The 16257-nt window shown below is 44.3% G+C and carries 8 protein-coding genes and 3 tRNA genes; 4 read left to right on the top strand and 7 right to left on the bottom strand.

All coding sequences use genetic code 11. The features are described 5' to 3' along the window. Positions 1-44 precede the first annotated feature (44 nt). The 4 genes from CALK_RS00275 to CALK_RS00260 are packed head-to-tail and all read right to left on the bottom strand — an operon-like array spanning position 45 to position 10479. Positions 45-1136 (bottom strand): glycosyltransferase, encoded by a 1092-nt coding sequence (locus CALK_RS00275; protein ID WP_022635628.1) that lies wholly within the window; start codon positions 1134-1136, stop codon positions 45-47. After that, positions 1136-4468 carry a TolB-like translocation protein gene (locus CALK_RS00270; protein WP_022635627.1) on the bottom strand — a complete coding sequence of 1111 codons (3333 nt, stop codon included), beginning with the start codon at positions 4466-4468 and terminating at the stop codon, positions 1136-1138. Before CALK_RS00270 ends, CALK_RS00275 begins: the two co-directional genes overlap by 1 nt. Further along, on the bottom strand, positions 4465-8175 hold the full coding sequence (locus CALK_RS00265; RefSeq protein WP_022635626.1) for a hypothetical protein: 3711 nt from the start codon (positions 8173-8175) through the stop codon (positions 4465-4467). Before CALK_RS00265 ends, CALK_RS00270 begins: the two co-directional genes overlap by 4 nt. An 18-nt stretch (positions 8176-8193) precedes the next feature. After that, positions 8194-10479, bottom strand: a complete 2286-nt coding sequence (locus CALK_RS00260; protein ID WP_022635625.1) for a PorV/PorQ family protein — start codon at positions 10477-10479, stop codon at positions 8194-8196. A 146-nt stretch (positions 10480-10625) separates the two neighbouring features. On the opposite strand from CALK_RS00260, the gene abc-f reads away from it, so the two are divergent. Continuing rightward, positions 10626-12497, top strand: a complete 1872-nt coding sequence (abc-f, locus tag CALK_RS00255) for a ribosomal protection-like ABC-F family protein (RefSeq protein WP_022635624.1) — start codon at positions 10626-10628, stop codon at positions 12495-12497. Here abc-f and CALK_RS00250 read toward each other — a convergent pair. The 3 genes from CALK_RS00250 to CALK_RS00240 form a co-directional block, all read right to left on the bottom strand. Beyond that, positions 12465-14732 carry a response regulator gene (locus CALK_RS00250; RefSeq protein ID WP_022635623.1) on the bottom strand — a complete coding sequence of 756 codons (2268 nt, stop codon included), beginning with the start codon at positions 14730-14732 and terminating at the stop codon, positions 12465-12467. The two genes, abc-f and CALK_RS00250, sit on opposite strands and share 33 nt — an antisense overlap. Positions 14733-14750: 18 nt before the next feature. Beyond that, positions 14751-15143, bottom strand: a complete 393-nt coding sequence (locus CALK_RS00245; protein WP_034635983.1) for a response regulator transcription factor — start codon at positions 15141-15143, stop codon at positions 14751-14753. 66 nt (positions 15144-15209) lie between these two features. Further along, positions 15210-15845, bottom strand: a complete 636-nt coding sequence (locus CALK_RS00240) for a hypothetical protein (RefSeq protein ID WP_022635621.1) — start codon at positions 15843-15845, stop codon at positions 15210-15212. A 143-nt stretch (positions 15846-15988) separates the two neighbouring features. Here CALK_RS00240 and CALK_RS00235 point away from each other — a divergent pair. From CALK_RS00235 to CALK_RS00225, 3 genes are all read left to right on the top strand, one after another. Beyond that, a tRNA-Lys gene (locus CALK_RS00235) sits at positions 15989-16061 on the top strand. 20 nt (positions 16062-16081) lie between these two features. Beyond that, positions 16082-16154: transfer RNA gene (locus CALK_RS00230), tRNA-Lys, on the top strand. 20 nt (positions 16155-16174) lie between these two features. Then, a tRNA-Lys gene (locus CALK_RS00225) sits at positions 16175-16247 on the top strand. The last annotated feature ends 10 nt before the right edge of the window (positions 16248-16257 follow it).

Here is a 16257-nt window from a genome sequence, read left to right as displayed (position 1 = left end):
GGCAAAAATTATACCCACTTGATAGAAGAGCAATTGAGTTCTTCCTAAGAAACCTTTTCGCCCTTCCATACCACCCCAGTAAAAGGCATGGAACACCCAAGACACAGGCATATCACAGGAAAACAGAGTATGTAAATGAGAAGATTTGGTATAGAAAGGTGTATTTTGGTGACCACCACGGCGTAGAAATAGAGAAAAAGAAGCACTGCCCACACAGCACCGTGCAGTATGGGAAAATACAAGTCTCCGGATACGAATCCATAGAGGGTAACCCCCATATTGCTCAACAAAAGCACTCCAAGACCGCATAAAAAAGGTGACTCTTTTCCCCCACCCTTAAACCATCTCAGAAGCTGCAAATACATCCCCTTCATACTTTTTTCAGGATACGTATAGGCACAGGAAGAAAAATTAGGCGTTGGAGATATACCATACCCCCGTCTGCGAAGAACGGTCATAAGTTTTTTATCTTCTACCATGGAATAGCCTAAACCTGGTTGACCACCAAGTTCATCATATACGGTCTTGCGAATAGCCATGTTATTACCCATACAGGAGCTATCAAAACCTGCACGAGCCAGTATCCATGCAGAAACAAAGAGTAGATCCAGTTGCGTGGCCTGAAGACAGGAGAAAATATTCTTTGAGACCACCATGGCTGTTCGACCAAAAAAGAAATCACTCTTTTTCTCACAGCAAGCAGCATAGTACTGTTCGAGCCACGACGGAAAAAATACCATATCAGCATCTGTGAAAATAAGCCAGTCTCCCTCAGCAAAAGCAACGCCGTATTCCATGGCATTTTGTTTTGAGGTACACTCTTCTGATGGATCGGGGGCATGATATACCCGGAGAGGGATCTCAGCAAAGGCACCACGAATCTCTGTAAGCACCGTTTCGTAGGCATCATTGGAGTGGTCATTCACGAGGATAATCTCGTATGGAATAGAACAGCGCTGCTCCGCAAGTGAGCTAAGAAGGGCATACAAATTGTTCGCTTCATTTTTAAACGGTATTATCACGGAGAAAAACGCCGGTGGTTCTCCACGGCTCACTTTTCTAGGTCTTAGAAGTCGTGCACCAAGATACAGCAAAAAAAGAAGAAAGGCCCCTTGCAAAAAAACGGTCAAAGCCATCACGGCCCCATTGCAGTGGGAATATGACGCACCCCATCGAAATGACGATGCCCGGCTGGTTCTGCAATAATATTCCAATTATCAAAGGCAAACCCAAACATAAAGGTAAAACGATCTCCCCCAACTGGCGCGGGTTTATCAAGTCCTCTGTCCCAGCGAAATGACATGGACAGGGGAAAGCCATTAAAGGCAATGGTTTGAAGGCGCAGCTCCGTACCAAAATAGAGTAAAATATCTTTATGTGACTTATTCGTAAGATCTTCAACATTTTCCGCAGTTAAGGCGCCCCCAAAATTAACCCCACCAAAGAGGCGGTCAAAATAGAGAAAGCCAAGTGTACGGTCAATGGTTTCCCCCGGCCAAAGCGGCACACGATACGACAACGATGCATCAAGAATAATATTGTCCGATACGAGAAGACTATCCTCATAATACACCATGGTATCAGTAACATTCCCATATTCATCACGTAACTCATAGAGAGTTGAATCAGCCCGATAGGAAAGAGAATATCCTGGAAGAATCAGAGAGGGTTGGAAGAAAGATGGAAATCCTCCAATATAATTATCCTTGCTGGTTGCCCCCTCTCGAAGAGAATCAATCCGATCACGTGTTCCTTGAGGAATACGTATATAGGTTGCTCCGACATTAATCTCCGTGTCAAAGTCAGGAAGAAGAAAAGAGGGGCTCCCATACTTCATCTCTCCACTGAAGGTATGGAAATTATATCTATTTAAGTTCGATTGAATACGTCCATTTTCAATGGTCAATATACGTTCTTCATCGACAAATCTACCAAGAGAGTAATCATATTGGAGACGGAGGGCAAGCCCATAGGGAGAAATCTCTCGTCGTTCCGTATAGGGCTGCTGAAGAAGAGATACAAGAAAGCCTTGCCGGAAAATACTCCCCACCTGTAATCGTAAATATTGACTACCATCTTCAAAAGGAGAAATGTTTATTTGATTATTCTGATTCAGATAACTGGTAAAAAAGGTTCCACGAAAGCTATTACCTAAGGCATGGGAAAGCTTTAGCTCCAGCATACTTGGCTGTATGGATACATCACTCTCTTCCAAAACATCCTCGCCTGAGTAATCATGAACAAACTCATTGGTTGCGGGAACATTCCGAAAGAAGAAAAAGAGGTCCATATCTACAGGAAACATTCCTGTATGAAAGGCAAGACCGAGATCATAGGCTATTTTTTTATTATCTGATCGATTATAGCTATCAAAAAATACTGCATTTCGAAATTGCTGCCAAAGCGATTCCGTTAGGTAAAAGGCGGTAAAAGCATTTCCTTGATCATTCCAACTCAAGGGATCCAGAATATTTGCGACAACGCCATATTTTAGGTGTGAAATACCTCTGCTCAGATCATCTTCCCGGGAAAGAATACTCTCATGCATGAGGGTTGGTACAATAAGCGGACGACGAGGTAAAGCGCGATATGGTTCTACCGAACCAGAGAGAGTTCTCTGTGCGTCGAAAAGATCATCTTGAGAAAAAGCGGGAGATCGATCCTCTAACTGAGCCGATGAGGGCGTTGTAAAAAGAGAGTCAGGAAGGCTCTCTTTCAAAAAGATGTGATACCCCCCAGCAGTATAGCCAGTATAGGCCAAGCGGTTTTCGGCTGAATCTACGGCGGGGGAAAAGGCGCCCGTTGTAACATTCGTTACCTGAACGGTCCTATTCGTCTCAAGACAATGTCGGTAAATATTGAAAATCCCACTTTGGTCTGATGCAAAATACAGAGCATCTCCTGTATGTGAAAAGAACGGATCCCGCGCATCCACTCCCGGTGACTCAAGCACGACCAAACTATCTTTACGAAGATCATACCAGGCAACGGAACGGCTTTCACGATCAAGAAAATCAAAGGCAATCCGATCTTTTTGCGGCGCCCAATGCGTTGAAAAAAGAGCAGTAATGGGATTATTATCTTCCAAAAAATCAGGAATTTCACGTAGAATAGAGCCCGTCGTATCCAAAAGAGCTAAGGTTGCTACGCCTCGACGCGAAAACGCCGCAGCCACAGTGTCTCCAGTGGGAGAAAAGGATGGAGCGGTGAAATTACCATTTTCACTCATCTGTACCAAGGATCGCCGTCTTTGGCGAGAGACAGCACTGTCGGTTGGAGAAATACCCCCTCGATACAATGTTCGATACCGCCCGCCTCCTTCAGAATGAGGAATTCGAGACTGGGGCGAGTGTGTACTGGAAAATGTAACTAAGGTATCATTAAGAATATCATACGATCCGGTCACAAAATGATTTTCAAGGCGAGACCGAACAGTGTCGTCGTAGGAGATCTCATAAAATGAGTCTAGATTATAGCTGTAAAGTTGTTGGCCAAAGGTCGCACTTTCTGCATTTGAAAGATAGAAAAGACGACTGCCGTCCTCGCTAAAACGAGGGGAAAAATTATTGAATCCGTGGTTTGAAATGGCCCGAGCTTCCGTGGTATCTCCCAGTTGAGCGACTTGCTGTTCATACCGTTTCTGCAAAGAACTTTTCCATTCATCATACAGTTCACGCCCTGAAATACCCAACACCTCTTCAATAGATCGATCAAAATTGCCCCTCCCTACCCGTGAAGAAGCTCGCAGGATAGCCTGAACTTTTCCATCGCCATACATTTCATTAATATATGAAACAAGAGAAAACCCATGGTTATACACCATTTCATAGGCATCTGCCCTTCCACGAAAGACCGACAAGTCATCCCAGCTCATGAGGGAATCTTCCCGTATCTTTGCACGAAGAATCATATCACGGTGGCTATCCCATGATTCCGTCCCGTACAGTTTACTGTCATACTGAGCAATCCCTTCAAAAAACCATGGTGGGAGGATATCAGAAGGATATATATAGAGCCCGTTCACTTGATTTTGCTCATTCGGATGAGAGAATGTACCTGCTTGAATGTAGGGCATCCACGCAGGAAATTTAAACCCTGTACTAATAGAAGCGATGTGAGAAAACTCGTGGGTCACGACATTTTCTAACCACTGGGACGTTCCCCGAAGATTAAAATCCATTGGTTCAACACCGATACTGATAGTGTTCTGTACTGCTGCGGCCCAGGAGTTGTGATTATCCCGACTGATAATAACATCGGTCTTATTAGGAAGTACAAGACCGTACTTTTCAGTAAAAATAGGATAAATATCCTCAAGGATCTTCCCCACTTCATGGGCATACCGTTCATACTCTTTTGGGTAGTGAATAGAGAAATTTTCAAGAGAGAGAGTCTTATGCGCATACACCCACGGCGATTCCCCATAAACAATTATTGTAAAAAGAAATAGAAGTATTGCAAATTTCATTCAGCACCATCCCTAATAATTGCCATGTTCCATGAAGAACGAACCTCTGTACCTGAATCAAAACGGACCCGAAGGATCGCACGGTATACTGCAGAGCCAAAGGGTGAAAGATCTGCAAGAAGATACTCGTTACTTCCTGCGTACCCGGTTAAGTCTTCAGAACGATATACTGGCATGCCATCCATTGTAAATATGGTTAAACGGACATCCTCGGCAAAAGCTCCTAAGTCGTAGCGAAATCGCACCGATGCCTCTTCTCCTCGACGTATGGTACGCGGATTTGGATAGGAATAAAAACCATCAAGTTCTTCTTCTTTTTCTGTTGATGCTGGAGATGCCGTCGTAAAAAAGGAGCGCCCAGGAGTATTTCCCACCATTCGCCACGATGCTTGGGTAAAGTTGAGGTAGGTTGTATCCATGGACCATCTCACATAGGTTCCAGACTCCGTTACCGCAACAAGATCTGTTTTTGTCTCATCCTCTGTAAATCGTGTTATAAGAGGAGAGGTTTGCGCAGCACCACCCATAGAAACAGGCCATATGGACGTTCGTTGACGCCCTGCATTTGTTGTAACCACCGTATCAAGACGTTCGCCCCGTTGATCGCGAAAATCAATAATACCACCGGGAGCAAAATTTGCCGGAACAAGGGAGTCATTTTGTGTTAAAACCGTATCAACAAAACCGGGACGATGCCCTAAGCTACTATCCACCCGTGAATCTTCAGTGGTGAAATACAAGGCATATTGCGTCTCGCCATGAAAGTCGTAGGAACGAACCGAATCTATTTTGGTGATATATGTAGTAACATTCTCTCCCGTTCCCGTTGAAAAAAGAGTACGTGTTGATCCACCTTGGGCTCCAACTATGGGAGATGTGGTAATCGAACGTCGTACGGAAGAAAATCGCTCATCAAGTATGGCTGGCCACCCACGTTTCAGAACACCACGAAGATCAAAGGCGTATACGCCATTTGTTCCTCCCACTAAAATGTCCGGTGTTCCCGTACCATCAATATCAGCAAACACAGGAGGTGAAGGATTGTCAGGTGCAGCATAGCCACGATAGATGTCCGTGAAATGTTGAGCATCCGTAGTGACATACGCGTCTGGGGAGAAGCTCGAATGCGATGAGGAGAGACGAGTGATATACAGCCCGTTCTTACGATCAGTCACAACTAAAACAACACCTTCTTCAGCACCAAGATCAGCAGCTGCCAGAGCAAAAGGCCCCGGATGAATATCACGACTATCTACGGAATACTCTGCGCGAACGCCCCCTGTATCCATAACGGCAATATTACCCAGCGTATCAATACCGGCAAAGAGCGGTTGGGAAAGATCAATACAGGCCACTGCCGCAACAGGAGCTTCAAAACCTTCGGGCATAAAAGAGGTAAGCAAGCTATCCTTATACCCAAGGACAACCCCCGCATCACCTCCAACAGCCCAAAAAGAAGATTCTGATACAGAAACAGCAGTTGTTGCAGAAAGAGGAAGAGCAAGAGAGTCGAGAGTAAAGGGATACTCCCCCGTAGTAAACAGGTAAAGAGTTTCTTCGGAAGGAATAAGGATTCCGGTACTATCAAGAGCAGAAGGCATGTGCGGCATTGATCGAGGAAGCACCCCGCTCACGAAAATCGAATCTTGAGAACCGTCCACTGATTCAAAATGATGCAGGTGTGCTGAATCTGTAACAACGGTATTAGAAGCGGTGAGAAGAAAGTACACTCCCGTTGTATCGAGAAGAAAAATTTCCGTTCCTGTTGTATCAACCAAGAAGTTCCCCGGAAGAAATTCATGGGCGCCCCGTGCACCGAGTGATTTTTGGCGAGAACGGTGAAACTGAGGAATCGTCTTACCAACCTCGGCAGTGACCGTAAAAAAGGTGTCGATAAAGTTTTCAACAATATATCCATCAAAACCGTCATCACTTCCTTTTCTCAAATAATATCGCTCCCGTCCATGTGGAGAAACAGGAGTAAAGGAGAGATCAAGGAAACTTTGCCCACCGTCATTTGTTCGTGTTGATGGAGCCGTAAAGGGGCCCATACTTCCGATAGCTCGGGATGTTCGGGAACTATAGTGAGGAAAGAAGTCTTCGGCACCGCCATAATCATCAATTCGTTGCCCCAAGGCATTAACAAACTCAACACCGATATCCATGACACCATCGGCTTCTTTTAGGGAAACAGCACGATAAGAAGAATCCATATTAAGACGGTCATCCTCAAGACGGGCCTGAATAATTTTTTCATCTACATGCCATACCAAAAGACCTGATCCGGGAAGCCCAATATCAAAATTATCAACATCAATAATCGTATTACTTCCCGTTGTAGAAGTGGTGAGGTCGAGACTATCGAAATAGAAATTATCCACTGTTGACGAGATATGCACCTCACTATCCGTAGTGTCGTAGACAAAGGGGTCTTTTGTAGAAAGATTCCGTTGCCGATTCTCAATAAGATAATACTCTGTCTCATTGAGGGGCACCTTCAGCATCCGTTCAGAGGATGTTCCAGAGGCGCTGACTGCAGCCAAACGCTCTTCTCCCTCATCAAAAAGCAACGGAGTATCCCACCCCATAAAATAGCGGGTAAAGGCTGAAGGATACGGTGGAATAAACCCTTTTCCTGCAGAATACCCTGCATAATCCATAATTCCAAAAGCTCCAATAGCGGGAAATCCAGCAGTATTAAGGGTTGGAGCGCCAAGTTGACGTGCAAGCTGATTCACTAATATCCCGTTAATCCCCCAGTTTAAACTATCTTGATTTGACGTTTCGGGGCTCATCATTACTTCGCTGATACGAATATCCTCATGCTGGCCCTGTACGGAAAGCCCCACTACTCCATCCTTTTCACTCACTGCACCGGCAAACACCGTGTCATTTTCGGGCGAATAATACTCTTCAAAAAAATCACGACTAATAAAGGTGTGAATCATATCTGATGGACTGTCCGAGGCAAGAGGATTTCCCGCTCCATCGGTAAGATAACTCGACCCTGCGTAAAAAATTAGGATAAATGTCTTCGTGGAATCCCCTTGTTCAGTAACTTCCCAAAGAGTACCGGAATCATCCATCACCAAGGATGAGAAAGGAGACGCCGTGGTATCCGCTTCTACAATAGCATCGCGAATAAAACGGAGAAGGCTGGTAGTACGACGCCGCGAAAATTCAAGATCTGATTCACCTGGACGAGGCTCTCCCGGAGAATATCGCATCATCTGTAAGGGTACTTGAAATGCCTCGGGATATTCAGAACTCATGCGTTCCTGTGAAGGAAAGAGTTCAAAATCAACGTGAAGATTACCTTGAGAAACCCGATCAAAATAATTTTGTACAAAGGTAAGTTGATCGTGAAAATACTGTCCATTATGTGGCAGATTATCAAAACGATATACCGTATCGGAGCGATACCATGCCAACTCTTCTTCATCAGCAAGGGTGAGGGGAAGACTGTCTGTTCGAAATCCAAAAAGCCCGGTACCGGTGGTGCTTAAGGAGCTATCAGACTGAAACTCAACCAAAAGTGCGTATATTTTTACACTATCTGGTGACGCAGCTGACCGCACCACGGAGCTAGCGTGTGATCGTTGCGGCTGAATCTGAGCTGCTTCACGATGCGAAAAGCTCGGACTTTCCACGGTTATCTCACCAGCAGCTATGGACACAAGAACAAAAAGAAACCAGAAATATCGCATAGATACGACCTTATTCTATTAAGGGATGTAGGTAACAGAAAATCGGGTTTGATTTTCACGGACCTGATTGTCGTCCCCAAGGGTACTCACAATAATCGAAATATCAGCAAGGATGTTATTCAACTCAGCGCCAATGCCAATAGAGAGCTCTGAACGGGACCCCGCATCATCATACAGAATACCAGAACGAAAGGAGATAAAATCCGCATAAGTGTACTCCACACCGCCGTGCCAAATGATCTCACGAAACTTATCCATGTATGACTTTTCATCATCACGACGAAGAAGATCATAATAGATCGCCTGAATAAAATTATACCCCCCATCTTCATCACGATAGACAATTTCTCTATTGGCATCCACAGCTACAACTAAGCGGGAGCCGGGACGATCTATGGGGGCGTAGCTCAGTCCTAAACGAGCAAGAAAGGGAATAGGATCAGCAGCTTCGCTCTCAGAGTATGTGACTGGAGGTCCCATATTCTTCAAGACAAAACCCAAGTCTAAATTATCGATAAAAAGATTACGACGGAGTAACCCTGCATCTACAGCTACAGTTGTAGCCTCTGCCCGATCTCGTTCAAGTCGACTGTAGGCATATTTCAAGTTTAAACCGAGGGAAAAATCAGAGGTCACGGGAAACCCATAGGAAAGGCCTGTCTCAAACTCAAAGGCAGACTCTTGCGACCCTGCTTGACCTGTTCCACTCACCCCTCCTGTTTCTATTTCTCCAAAATAGAGTTGGTTCCAGAAAAACCCAACCGACCCCCAGTCGCCAATAGGATACACAACAGCTGCAGCCGCATGCCACATATCATCAATACCAAGGGAAGGGAGCAGATTCTCAAAGAACAGAGACGCACGCATTTGTCCACGTTGATACCGCTCAATGCCACTATCGGTACTTAACCATATATCACCATTTTGTGCAATAACAACATCCGTAATATGAGAAGAGTGTAAACTGTTGCGTTCATGAAATATTGTTATAACATACTCGGGGCTTCCGGACTCCTGTTCCTCTTCAACAATTTGTGAGGCTCCTCGATCTGTGGCAACCCAATGTGTATGACTATCCTCTTCACCAAAGCTTTTAACAACCGTATTTTCACCAAGATTGAAACGACGACGCCCCTCTTCATCAAAACGAACAACCCCACCCCGGGTCCCAACCCAGAGACGGTCGCGAGAATCAATAAACAAAGCCGTCACACGAGAGTCGTACAAGCCCTGTTCTGTGCCAATATACGTGTAGTCTTCATCATCATAATACTCCAAAAGAGACTCTTCCAGAGCAAAATACCATACCCCCTCAGCATCACGAGCTATGGCATAAACTGGCTGAGACAACAGATGCTCCTCTTCCCCCGTTCCAATACGGGAAAAATCTCCATCAATATATCTTGCAGGCCCAGCTTTAGTAGCTATATATATTTCGCCACTCTCTCCTTGGTTCAAAGAATAGACCGTCTCCGAAGGTACTCCATCGAGACTCCCATATTGTGTCCACCCTGCGGAAAACCGCCATAACCCATCATCTGTCGCAACCCATAAAACATCATTTTCCTGTGCTAAAATATCATAAACCCTTCCAGAAGGACCTATATTATAGGGGATTCGGAGAGAAAATCGTCCCCGTATATCAAGGGGGGCCCGCAATAGCTCAACAATTTCCCCCGGGGTATGAAGATCATCATCTGCTAAGTAGTATGCTAACTCTGCAAATACAGCTGTCTCATTCTGCTCCCGCGCGGGCAGCTGAACGAGAACCTCAACTAAAGAATCTACGTCATTTCCATCCACTCCTGCTTCCACAAGAACCGCATGGAGCTCATCACGGAGTTCATCACGAAGATTATTTTTGGCGATAACCATATCCTTTGCACGCTCTCGCAGGTCAGAACCGGATACATCAAGATACCGCTCAACAACGTCTTCAAGCTCTTCTCCATCATCAACAAAATGAGTATGATACCGATTCCAGGAAGAACCCACAAAGCTAAGTATTTCCCCATGTTCGTTCACACTCCATAGCTGCGAACCAACGCCATGTATCTTAGTGTAGCCAAAATCGTGTTGATCATAATGGACCCACGCATTTGCCAAGGGAGCCTGACCCAACCCTGCAGGGTTATAGAAAAGAGCCTCTTCCGTATCGGCAATCCCCGTAAAGGTTTCACCGAGACCGGTAGAACGGGCCCCCCAGGGGAAGTTCAACACCGCCACGGACGACTGGCCAACATTTGCAAAAAGTATTTGAGCACAGAGAAGCAGTGCCCACACCATACATAGTATATATTTCAAAGGTCCTCCTCGGTAATTACTGAGAAAATATAATTTATCCTCTGATAGAGGGTGTATATTTCGATATTCTGCACCGTCACTTTTCAGACCCTCCTACCTCAACGTATATTGAAGCTTACTGGTACGACAACTCAGAGAGATGCGGTATGAATTATGTACGCGGAAATGCCATTACCCTTTCGGCAGGAAACAAAATCCTTCTTGACACTGCCTCTTTTTCCATAGAAGACTCAGCACGTATTGGTATTGTGGGGCTGAATGGGTGCGGGAAAAGCAACTTCTTGAAAACGCTTGCTGGAAAAAAAGAGGTTGATTCAGGGGACCTTGTATACAACAGCATTTGTACCCCCTTTCTTATGGAGCAGATGCCTCACTTTTCTCCTATGGACACTGTTTTGGACTACATATTTCACTCATTCTCCCTACCGCACACCGATATTTTAAAAGAGTACGAATATGTGAGCTTTGATATTGCCCAGAAGTTGACAGAAAAAAAACAAGAGCGTCTTGATCTGCTTTCTGCCCAGATGGATCAATACGGCGCATGGGATTTTGAGGGAAAAGTTCGTTCTATTCTTCACCAATTTGGTATTACCCGTCTCTTAGGAACCATGGAAGAACTTTCCGGTGGAATGATAAAGAAAATATCCCTTGCCCAGGGACTTCTTTCCGATGCCAATCTCCTTATGCTGGATGAACCGACAAACCACCTTGATATTGAAACAATTCTCTGGCTCGAATCGTATTTGCAACGACGGCACCACCCCTTTATTATGGTTACGCACGATCGCTACTTTCTTGACTCTGTCTGTACTCATATTTGGGAAATTCGGGATCAGCGAATATATACATACGAAGGAAATTACTCCTACTATCTCGAAAAAAAAGAAGAGCAATTGGCCCATGAGCAACGAAAAGAGCGAAAAAGACAAGGACGTATCTCCCAAGAAATACAGTGGCTACACCGCTCTCCCAGTGCACGTGGTACAAAACAAAAAGCCCGCATTGCCCGCATAGAAGAACAATTAAAAACAGGCAAAGCTGCACAGGAGAGCCAAGCCTCATTTTCCTCTTCAGGACGAAAACTCGGAAAAAAAATTGTCAATTGCAAAAATGCACAGTTTGGGTACACCCCCACACAACCCCTTATCCAAAATTTCAGTTATACCTTCAAGGGAGGTGAGAAAATTGCCCTTGTGGGAAATAATGGCGTAGGAAAAACCACCTTTACCAAACTTCTCACCGGAGACATTACCCCCGACAGCGGTGTGGTAGACCAAGGAATGCATACAGCCTTTGGCATCTTTAAACAAATTAATACGCATCTGCCGGATTCCATAAGTGTCTTGAAATACATCCGTTCCATTGCAGAATATATCGAACATGACGGAACAAAGATATCCGCAAGTCAATTTTTAGAACAATTTCTCTTCCCTCCAAAACAACAACATACACAGATTGGCTTCTTATCCGGCGGAGAACGGAGACGTCTCCAACTGATCTCTGTATTAATCAGAAATCCAAATTTCCTCATCCTTGACGAACCCACAAATGATTTGGATATTGAAACCCTTTCAGTGCTGGAAAATTTCCTCCTTGATTTTCCCGGAGTGCTCCTGATTATTTCTCACGACCGATACTTTATCGACCGACTCTGTGACTACCTTCTTGTAATGGAAGGAGATGGCTTAATAAGTGGTTTTCCCGGGAGTTATTCGGACTACCTCCTTTGGAAAGAAGAATACCGCCGAAAAGAGCAGAAAAAATCATCTCCTGTGGCAAAAAAAACAAAGCAAAAACGTTTTGGGTTTAAGCAAAAACGCGAGCTGGCCTTAACAGAAGAGCAAATTGATACAGTAGAGGAAGAGATTCAAGAGCTTGAGGCAGCCTTTGTCAGCCCTGAAGGAAAAGATCTTGGCCGCATGAGCCAAAGTTACGCAAAAAAGAAAGAAGAACTGCACACTCTCATGAGCCGATGGGAGGAGTTACTCTCCCTCCAGGACGATGCTTCGAACTAAGTCATACTCATCTTGAACCAAGGAGCAAAGCCGTTCCATATCGGCACAGCTCTCACTCTGGTTTGCTTGGCGTAATAGGGCTGCAAGACGTCGCATTTCAAGACTTTCCGCAGCACCAATCATGGCATGTCCAATCTGCTTTGCCCGACAGAGGTCATTGGCAAGTACCGCTCGTTGGATCTCTTGGCATTGCTGCTGAAACTGGGTGATAAACGTATCCATAATCTGATGATACAGGAGACGGTTATTTCTAAGTCGTTTAAGCAAGGTTGCTCTATTAAAATGATAGACCTCTCGGCCGTCATCCGACAGTATCATTCGATGCTTCTCATATTCGCCACGTAAGGCCTGTAGTTTTTTCAGGGTCAGAGGCTTTTTTAAGACATGTTTGATGCCAAGGGAAGTGCATTTTTCTCGGATAGAACCTGCTTCATATGCTGTAAGAGCAAAAAACTGCTGCTCCGGAGTACGTAAAGGAGCCACTTCATTCATTACTGTAAACCCATCTCCCCGTGGCATTTGAATATCTAAAAATGAGAAATCGGGACGTGTTTCCTTAAACAGAGACACAAACTCAGCCCCGTCACAGGCTTCATAGATATCTGCATGAGGAAAGGCCTGCTCCAACACCTCTCGTGTTAAGTCACGAATAAGAGAACTATCATCTGCAAGGAGTATTTTTATATTCTCACACGTTTTATTTTTCGGTGCATTATGAATCAAATTGTGAAAGGAGTATAAGGTGATTGGTTTTGCAAGAACATAGCAGCTTTTAAGGGATCGAAGCACCCTGTTAAGATAATTAAAATTTTGCAAATGCGCCACAAACACAAAGGGCACATTGCGATATTTCTGTTTATCCGTTTCCTTCAGAGACAAAATCTCTTCAAAAGCATCTTCTGAGAGATAATTATAATCAATGAGAGCCATATCGTATATGTTATTACATAAATGGGTCTTAAACCCCTTCTGATCCGTAATGCTATTAATTTCCAATTGAAAAAAGCGTAAGGTGTTTGTTAAAGATCGTGCAAAAATTGACTGTCCGAGCACAAGGCAGTTTTCAATTTCTTGTGGAAAATTGATGTACGTACTGGTATCAAAGTAGGTAAGCTGCAGAGTACACGAGAACGTGACTCCCCTTCGCGGATTACGTACAAAAGAAAGAGTTCCCTGCATTTTCTCAGTAAGGCGCTTTGCCACGGAGAGGCCAAGTCCACTTCCTCCATATTTTTTAGTGGATGAAGAGTCAATTTGGGTAAATGAATTGAATATCAAATGCTCTTTTGACGTATCAATTCCAATACCAGTGTCTACAACAGAGAAAACATATTCACAGGTTCTGTTTTTTAGCTTTTTACCCCGCACTTTCAACATAACAAAGCCTTCTGGAGTAAACTTTACAGCATTATCAAGAAGATGAGAAAGAACCTGTAAGAGATTTTCATAGGGTACTTCTACAATATTGGGAAGAAGCGGGTCTACATCAAGGATTATCTCAATATTTTTCTCCGCTGCAGCGCCATAGGTAAGAAGCGTAACGATTTTTACAATTTCTGTGATATCATGGGTGCTTTTCTCACACAATACTTCTTTTTTGTTTAAGCGGGTATAATTCAAAATCGTATTTATAAGATGCTGTAAGGTATCTGCAGAGAGAGAAAGGGAATTGATATACTTTTCCTGCGTCTCTGTAAGATTTGTTTTTCTCAGAAGACGAGAAAAGCCGACAATACCGCTCAGAGGTGTTCGTAACTCATGGGACATATTTGCAAGAAAGGTATCCTTAACTTGTAAAGCCGCCCGAGCTTCTTCGGCAGCCTCTTCGGCTCGCATGGTTTCGCGGTGTAGCCGCTGGTGTAGTTCTACAATACGTTTCCCCGCTTCAAGGCGAGCTTCAAGAACTCTACTTCGAAAGGGCTTGGTAATGTAATCATCGGCTCCAGCGGAAATGGCCTGAGAAATATTCGTCCCTTCCTCACGGGAGGTTAAAAGGACAATGTACATCATTTCTCCACCGGGCAGTGCTCGAATATTACGCATTAAGTTAATACCGTTCATACCAGGCATGACCCAATCAATAATCGCGATATTTGGCAAATCGGTACTCTTGAGGAGCAACTCGTACGCCTCTTCTCCAGATTGGGCTTGGGATACGCCATACCCCCGCTTTAAAAGAAAGCTGTGGAGAATCTTACGCGATACGGGGTCGTCGTCTGTTATTAGAATGTGCATAGATGACTTTCCTAAAAATCAGATTTTCCGTAACTCCCGAAGCTTTTCAGCAACCTTATCCTCATCCACGGGCTTTACAATGTACCCTTCACATTGGCTGGAAAATGCCTGAAGAATGTTACCGCGATCATCCAAGGCTGTTGTCATAATAATAGGCACACCCATACCGGCACGTACTCCGTGTTCTTTTTCTGCAGCACGAAATTCCTTAAGAAGGGTTTGACCATCCTTATCGGGCAGCATTATATCAAGAAAAACAACATCATAGGATGTTCCCTGTTCAAGAGAACTGGCAAAGGCAAGAGATGCTTCGCTCCCATTAACAGCAACATCACATCTGCCGTGCTCGTTCAAAATATTTACTAAGATACTCCGGCAAAAAAAATCATCTTCTACGACCAAAAAATGCATGGCTACAACTCCCATTTTTGTATATACCCTATCAGTATGACATGGCTACAGGAAAAACAATGATTATTATGAATCGGACCCTTCATTTTCATTACAGGGCCGAGAAAATGCTTCGGGACGAGAAAAAAGCACAGTACAAGACTTACACTGATAAGAACGAAGTTGCACTTCCCCAATACCTTGATCATAGACTGCTTCATACTCATTTCCCAAGCAAACCGGGCAAGAAAAGTCATCATTTTTATGTGCAATATCCTGTTTTTCCCGGTTTTCATCAAAGCGAAAACGGGTAGGATCTGTAAACAAGACGGAACACCCCGTACATTCATAGTCAAGAATCCGTATATTATGCACATCTTCCCGATATCGAGCACGAAATGTTCTGGTGTTACACAAGGGACACAGAAAGTCAACGTCCACGGGAGGAGTCTCGTTTCGTACATTGGTAAAGAATTTCTCAAGTTCTTCTTGCTCGCCATGGACAGAATTATCACTGTTGTCTTCCTCAACTGGGATGGGCTCCTTGCGTTCACTGGCAATAAAGGCTTCTTGAATAAGAGAATCATCCCGAAGCAGCTCATCACTCCCCTCGGACAGACTCTCTTTTACCTCTTGATGCAAAGAAGTATCGGAATTGACAATGGCATTCAACTCTTCAAAAAGACTTTCAAACTCTTCCGGAGAAAGATTTCCCTGTGCCATATCAAAACCGTTGATTAACCCTGTTACTCTGAGGATATCATAAAATCGATTCTTTTTCAAGAAATGAAATAGTAATTTTCTTGTATTATGTATTGCATTCGTTCAAAGCATGTCATATATTAGGTCCGTCTTTGAAAGAAAATGAGCCAGTAGCTCAGCTGGTAGAGCAACGCCCTTTTAAGGCGTGGGTCCAAGGTTCGATCCCTTGTTGGCTCATTTATACATATACACAATATGAGCCAGTAGCTCAGCTGGTAGAGCAACGCCCTTTTAAGGCGTGGGTCCAAGGTTCGATCCCTTGTTGGCTCATTTATACGTGTACACAATATGAGCCAGTAGCTCAGCTGGTAGAGCAACGCCCTTTTAAGGCGTGGGTCCAAGGTTCGATCCCTTGTTGGCTCATTCTCAAAAC

Origin of the sequence: Chitinivibrio alkaliphilus ACht1 (genome assembly GCF_000474745.1) — a bacterium.
In the GTDB taxonomy this organism is placed as follows: Bacteria; Fibrobacterota; Chitinivibrionia; order Chitinivibrionales; family Chitinivibrionaceae; genus Chitinivibrio; species Chitinivibrio alkaliphilus.
This window is presented reverse-complemented; position numbering and strand designations above follow the sequence as displayed.

What these genes read in the sequence shown, in the direction of transcription:
- CALK_RS00275 (WP_022635628.1), bottom strand. Translation starts at nt 1,136, where the DNA reads ATGGCTTTGACCGTTTTTTTGCAAGGGGCCTTTCTTCTTTTTTTGCTG.
- CALK_RS00270 (WP_022635627.1), bottom strand. Translation starts at nt 4,468, where the DNA reads ATGAAATTTGCAATACTTCTATTTCTTTTTACAATAATTGTTTATGGG.
- CALK_RS00265 (WP_022635626.1), bottom strand. Translation starts at nt 8,175, where the DNA reads ATGCGATATTTCTGGTTTCTTTTTGTTCTTGTGTCCATAGCTGCTGGT.
- abc-f (WP_022635624.1), top strand. Translation starts at nt 10,626, where the DNA reads ATGAATTATGTACGCGGAAATGCCATTACCCTTTCGGCAGGAAACAAA.
- CALK_RS00250 (WP_022635623.1), bottom strand. Translation starts at nt 14,732, where the DNA reads ATGCACATTCTAATAACAGACGACGACCCCGTATCGCGTAAGATTCTC.
- CALK_RS00245 (WP_034635983.1), bottom strand. Translation starts at nt 15,143, where the DNA reads ATGCATTTTTTGGTCGTAGAAGATGATTTTTTTTGCCGGAGTATCTTA.
- CALK_RS00240 (WP_022635621.1), bottom strand. Translation starts at nt 15,845, where the DNA reads ATGGCACAGGGAAATCTTTCTCCGGAAGAGTTTGAAAGTCTTTTTGAA.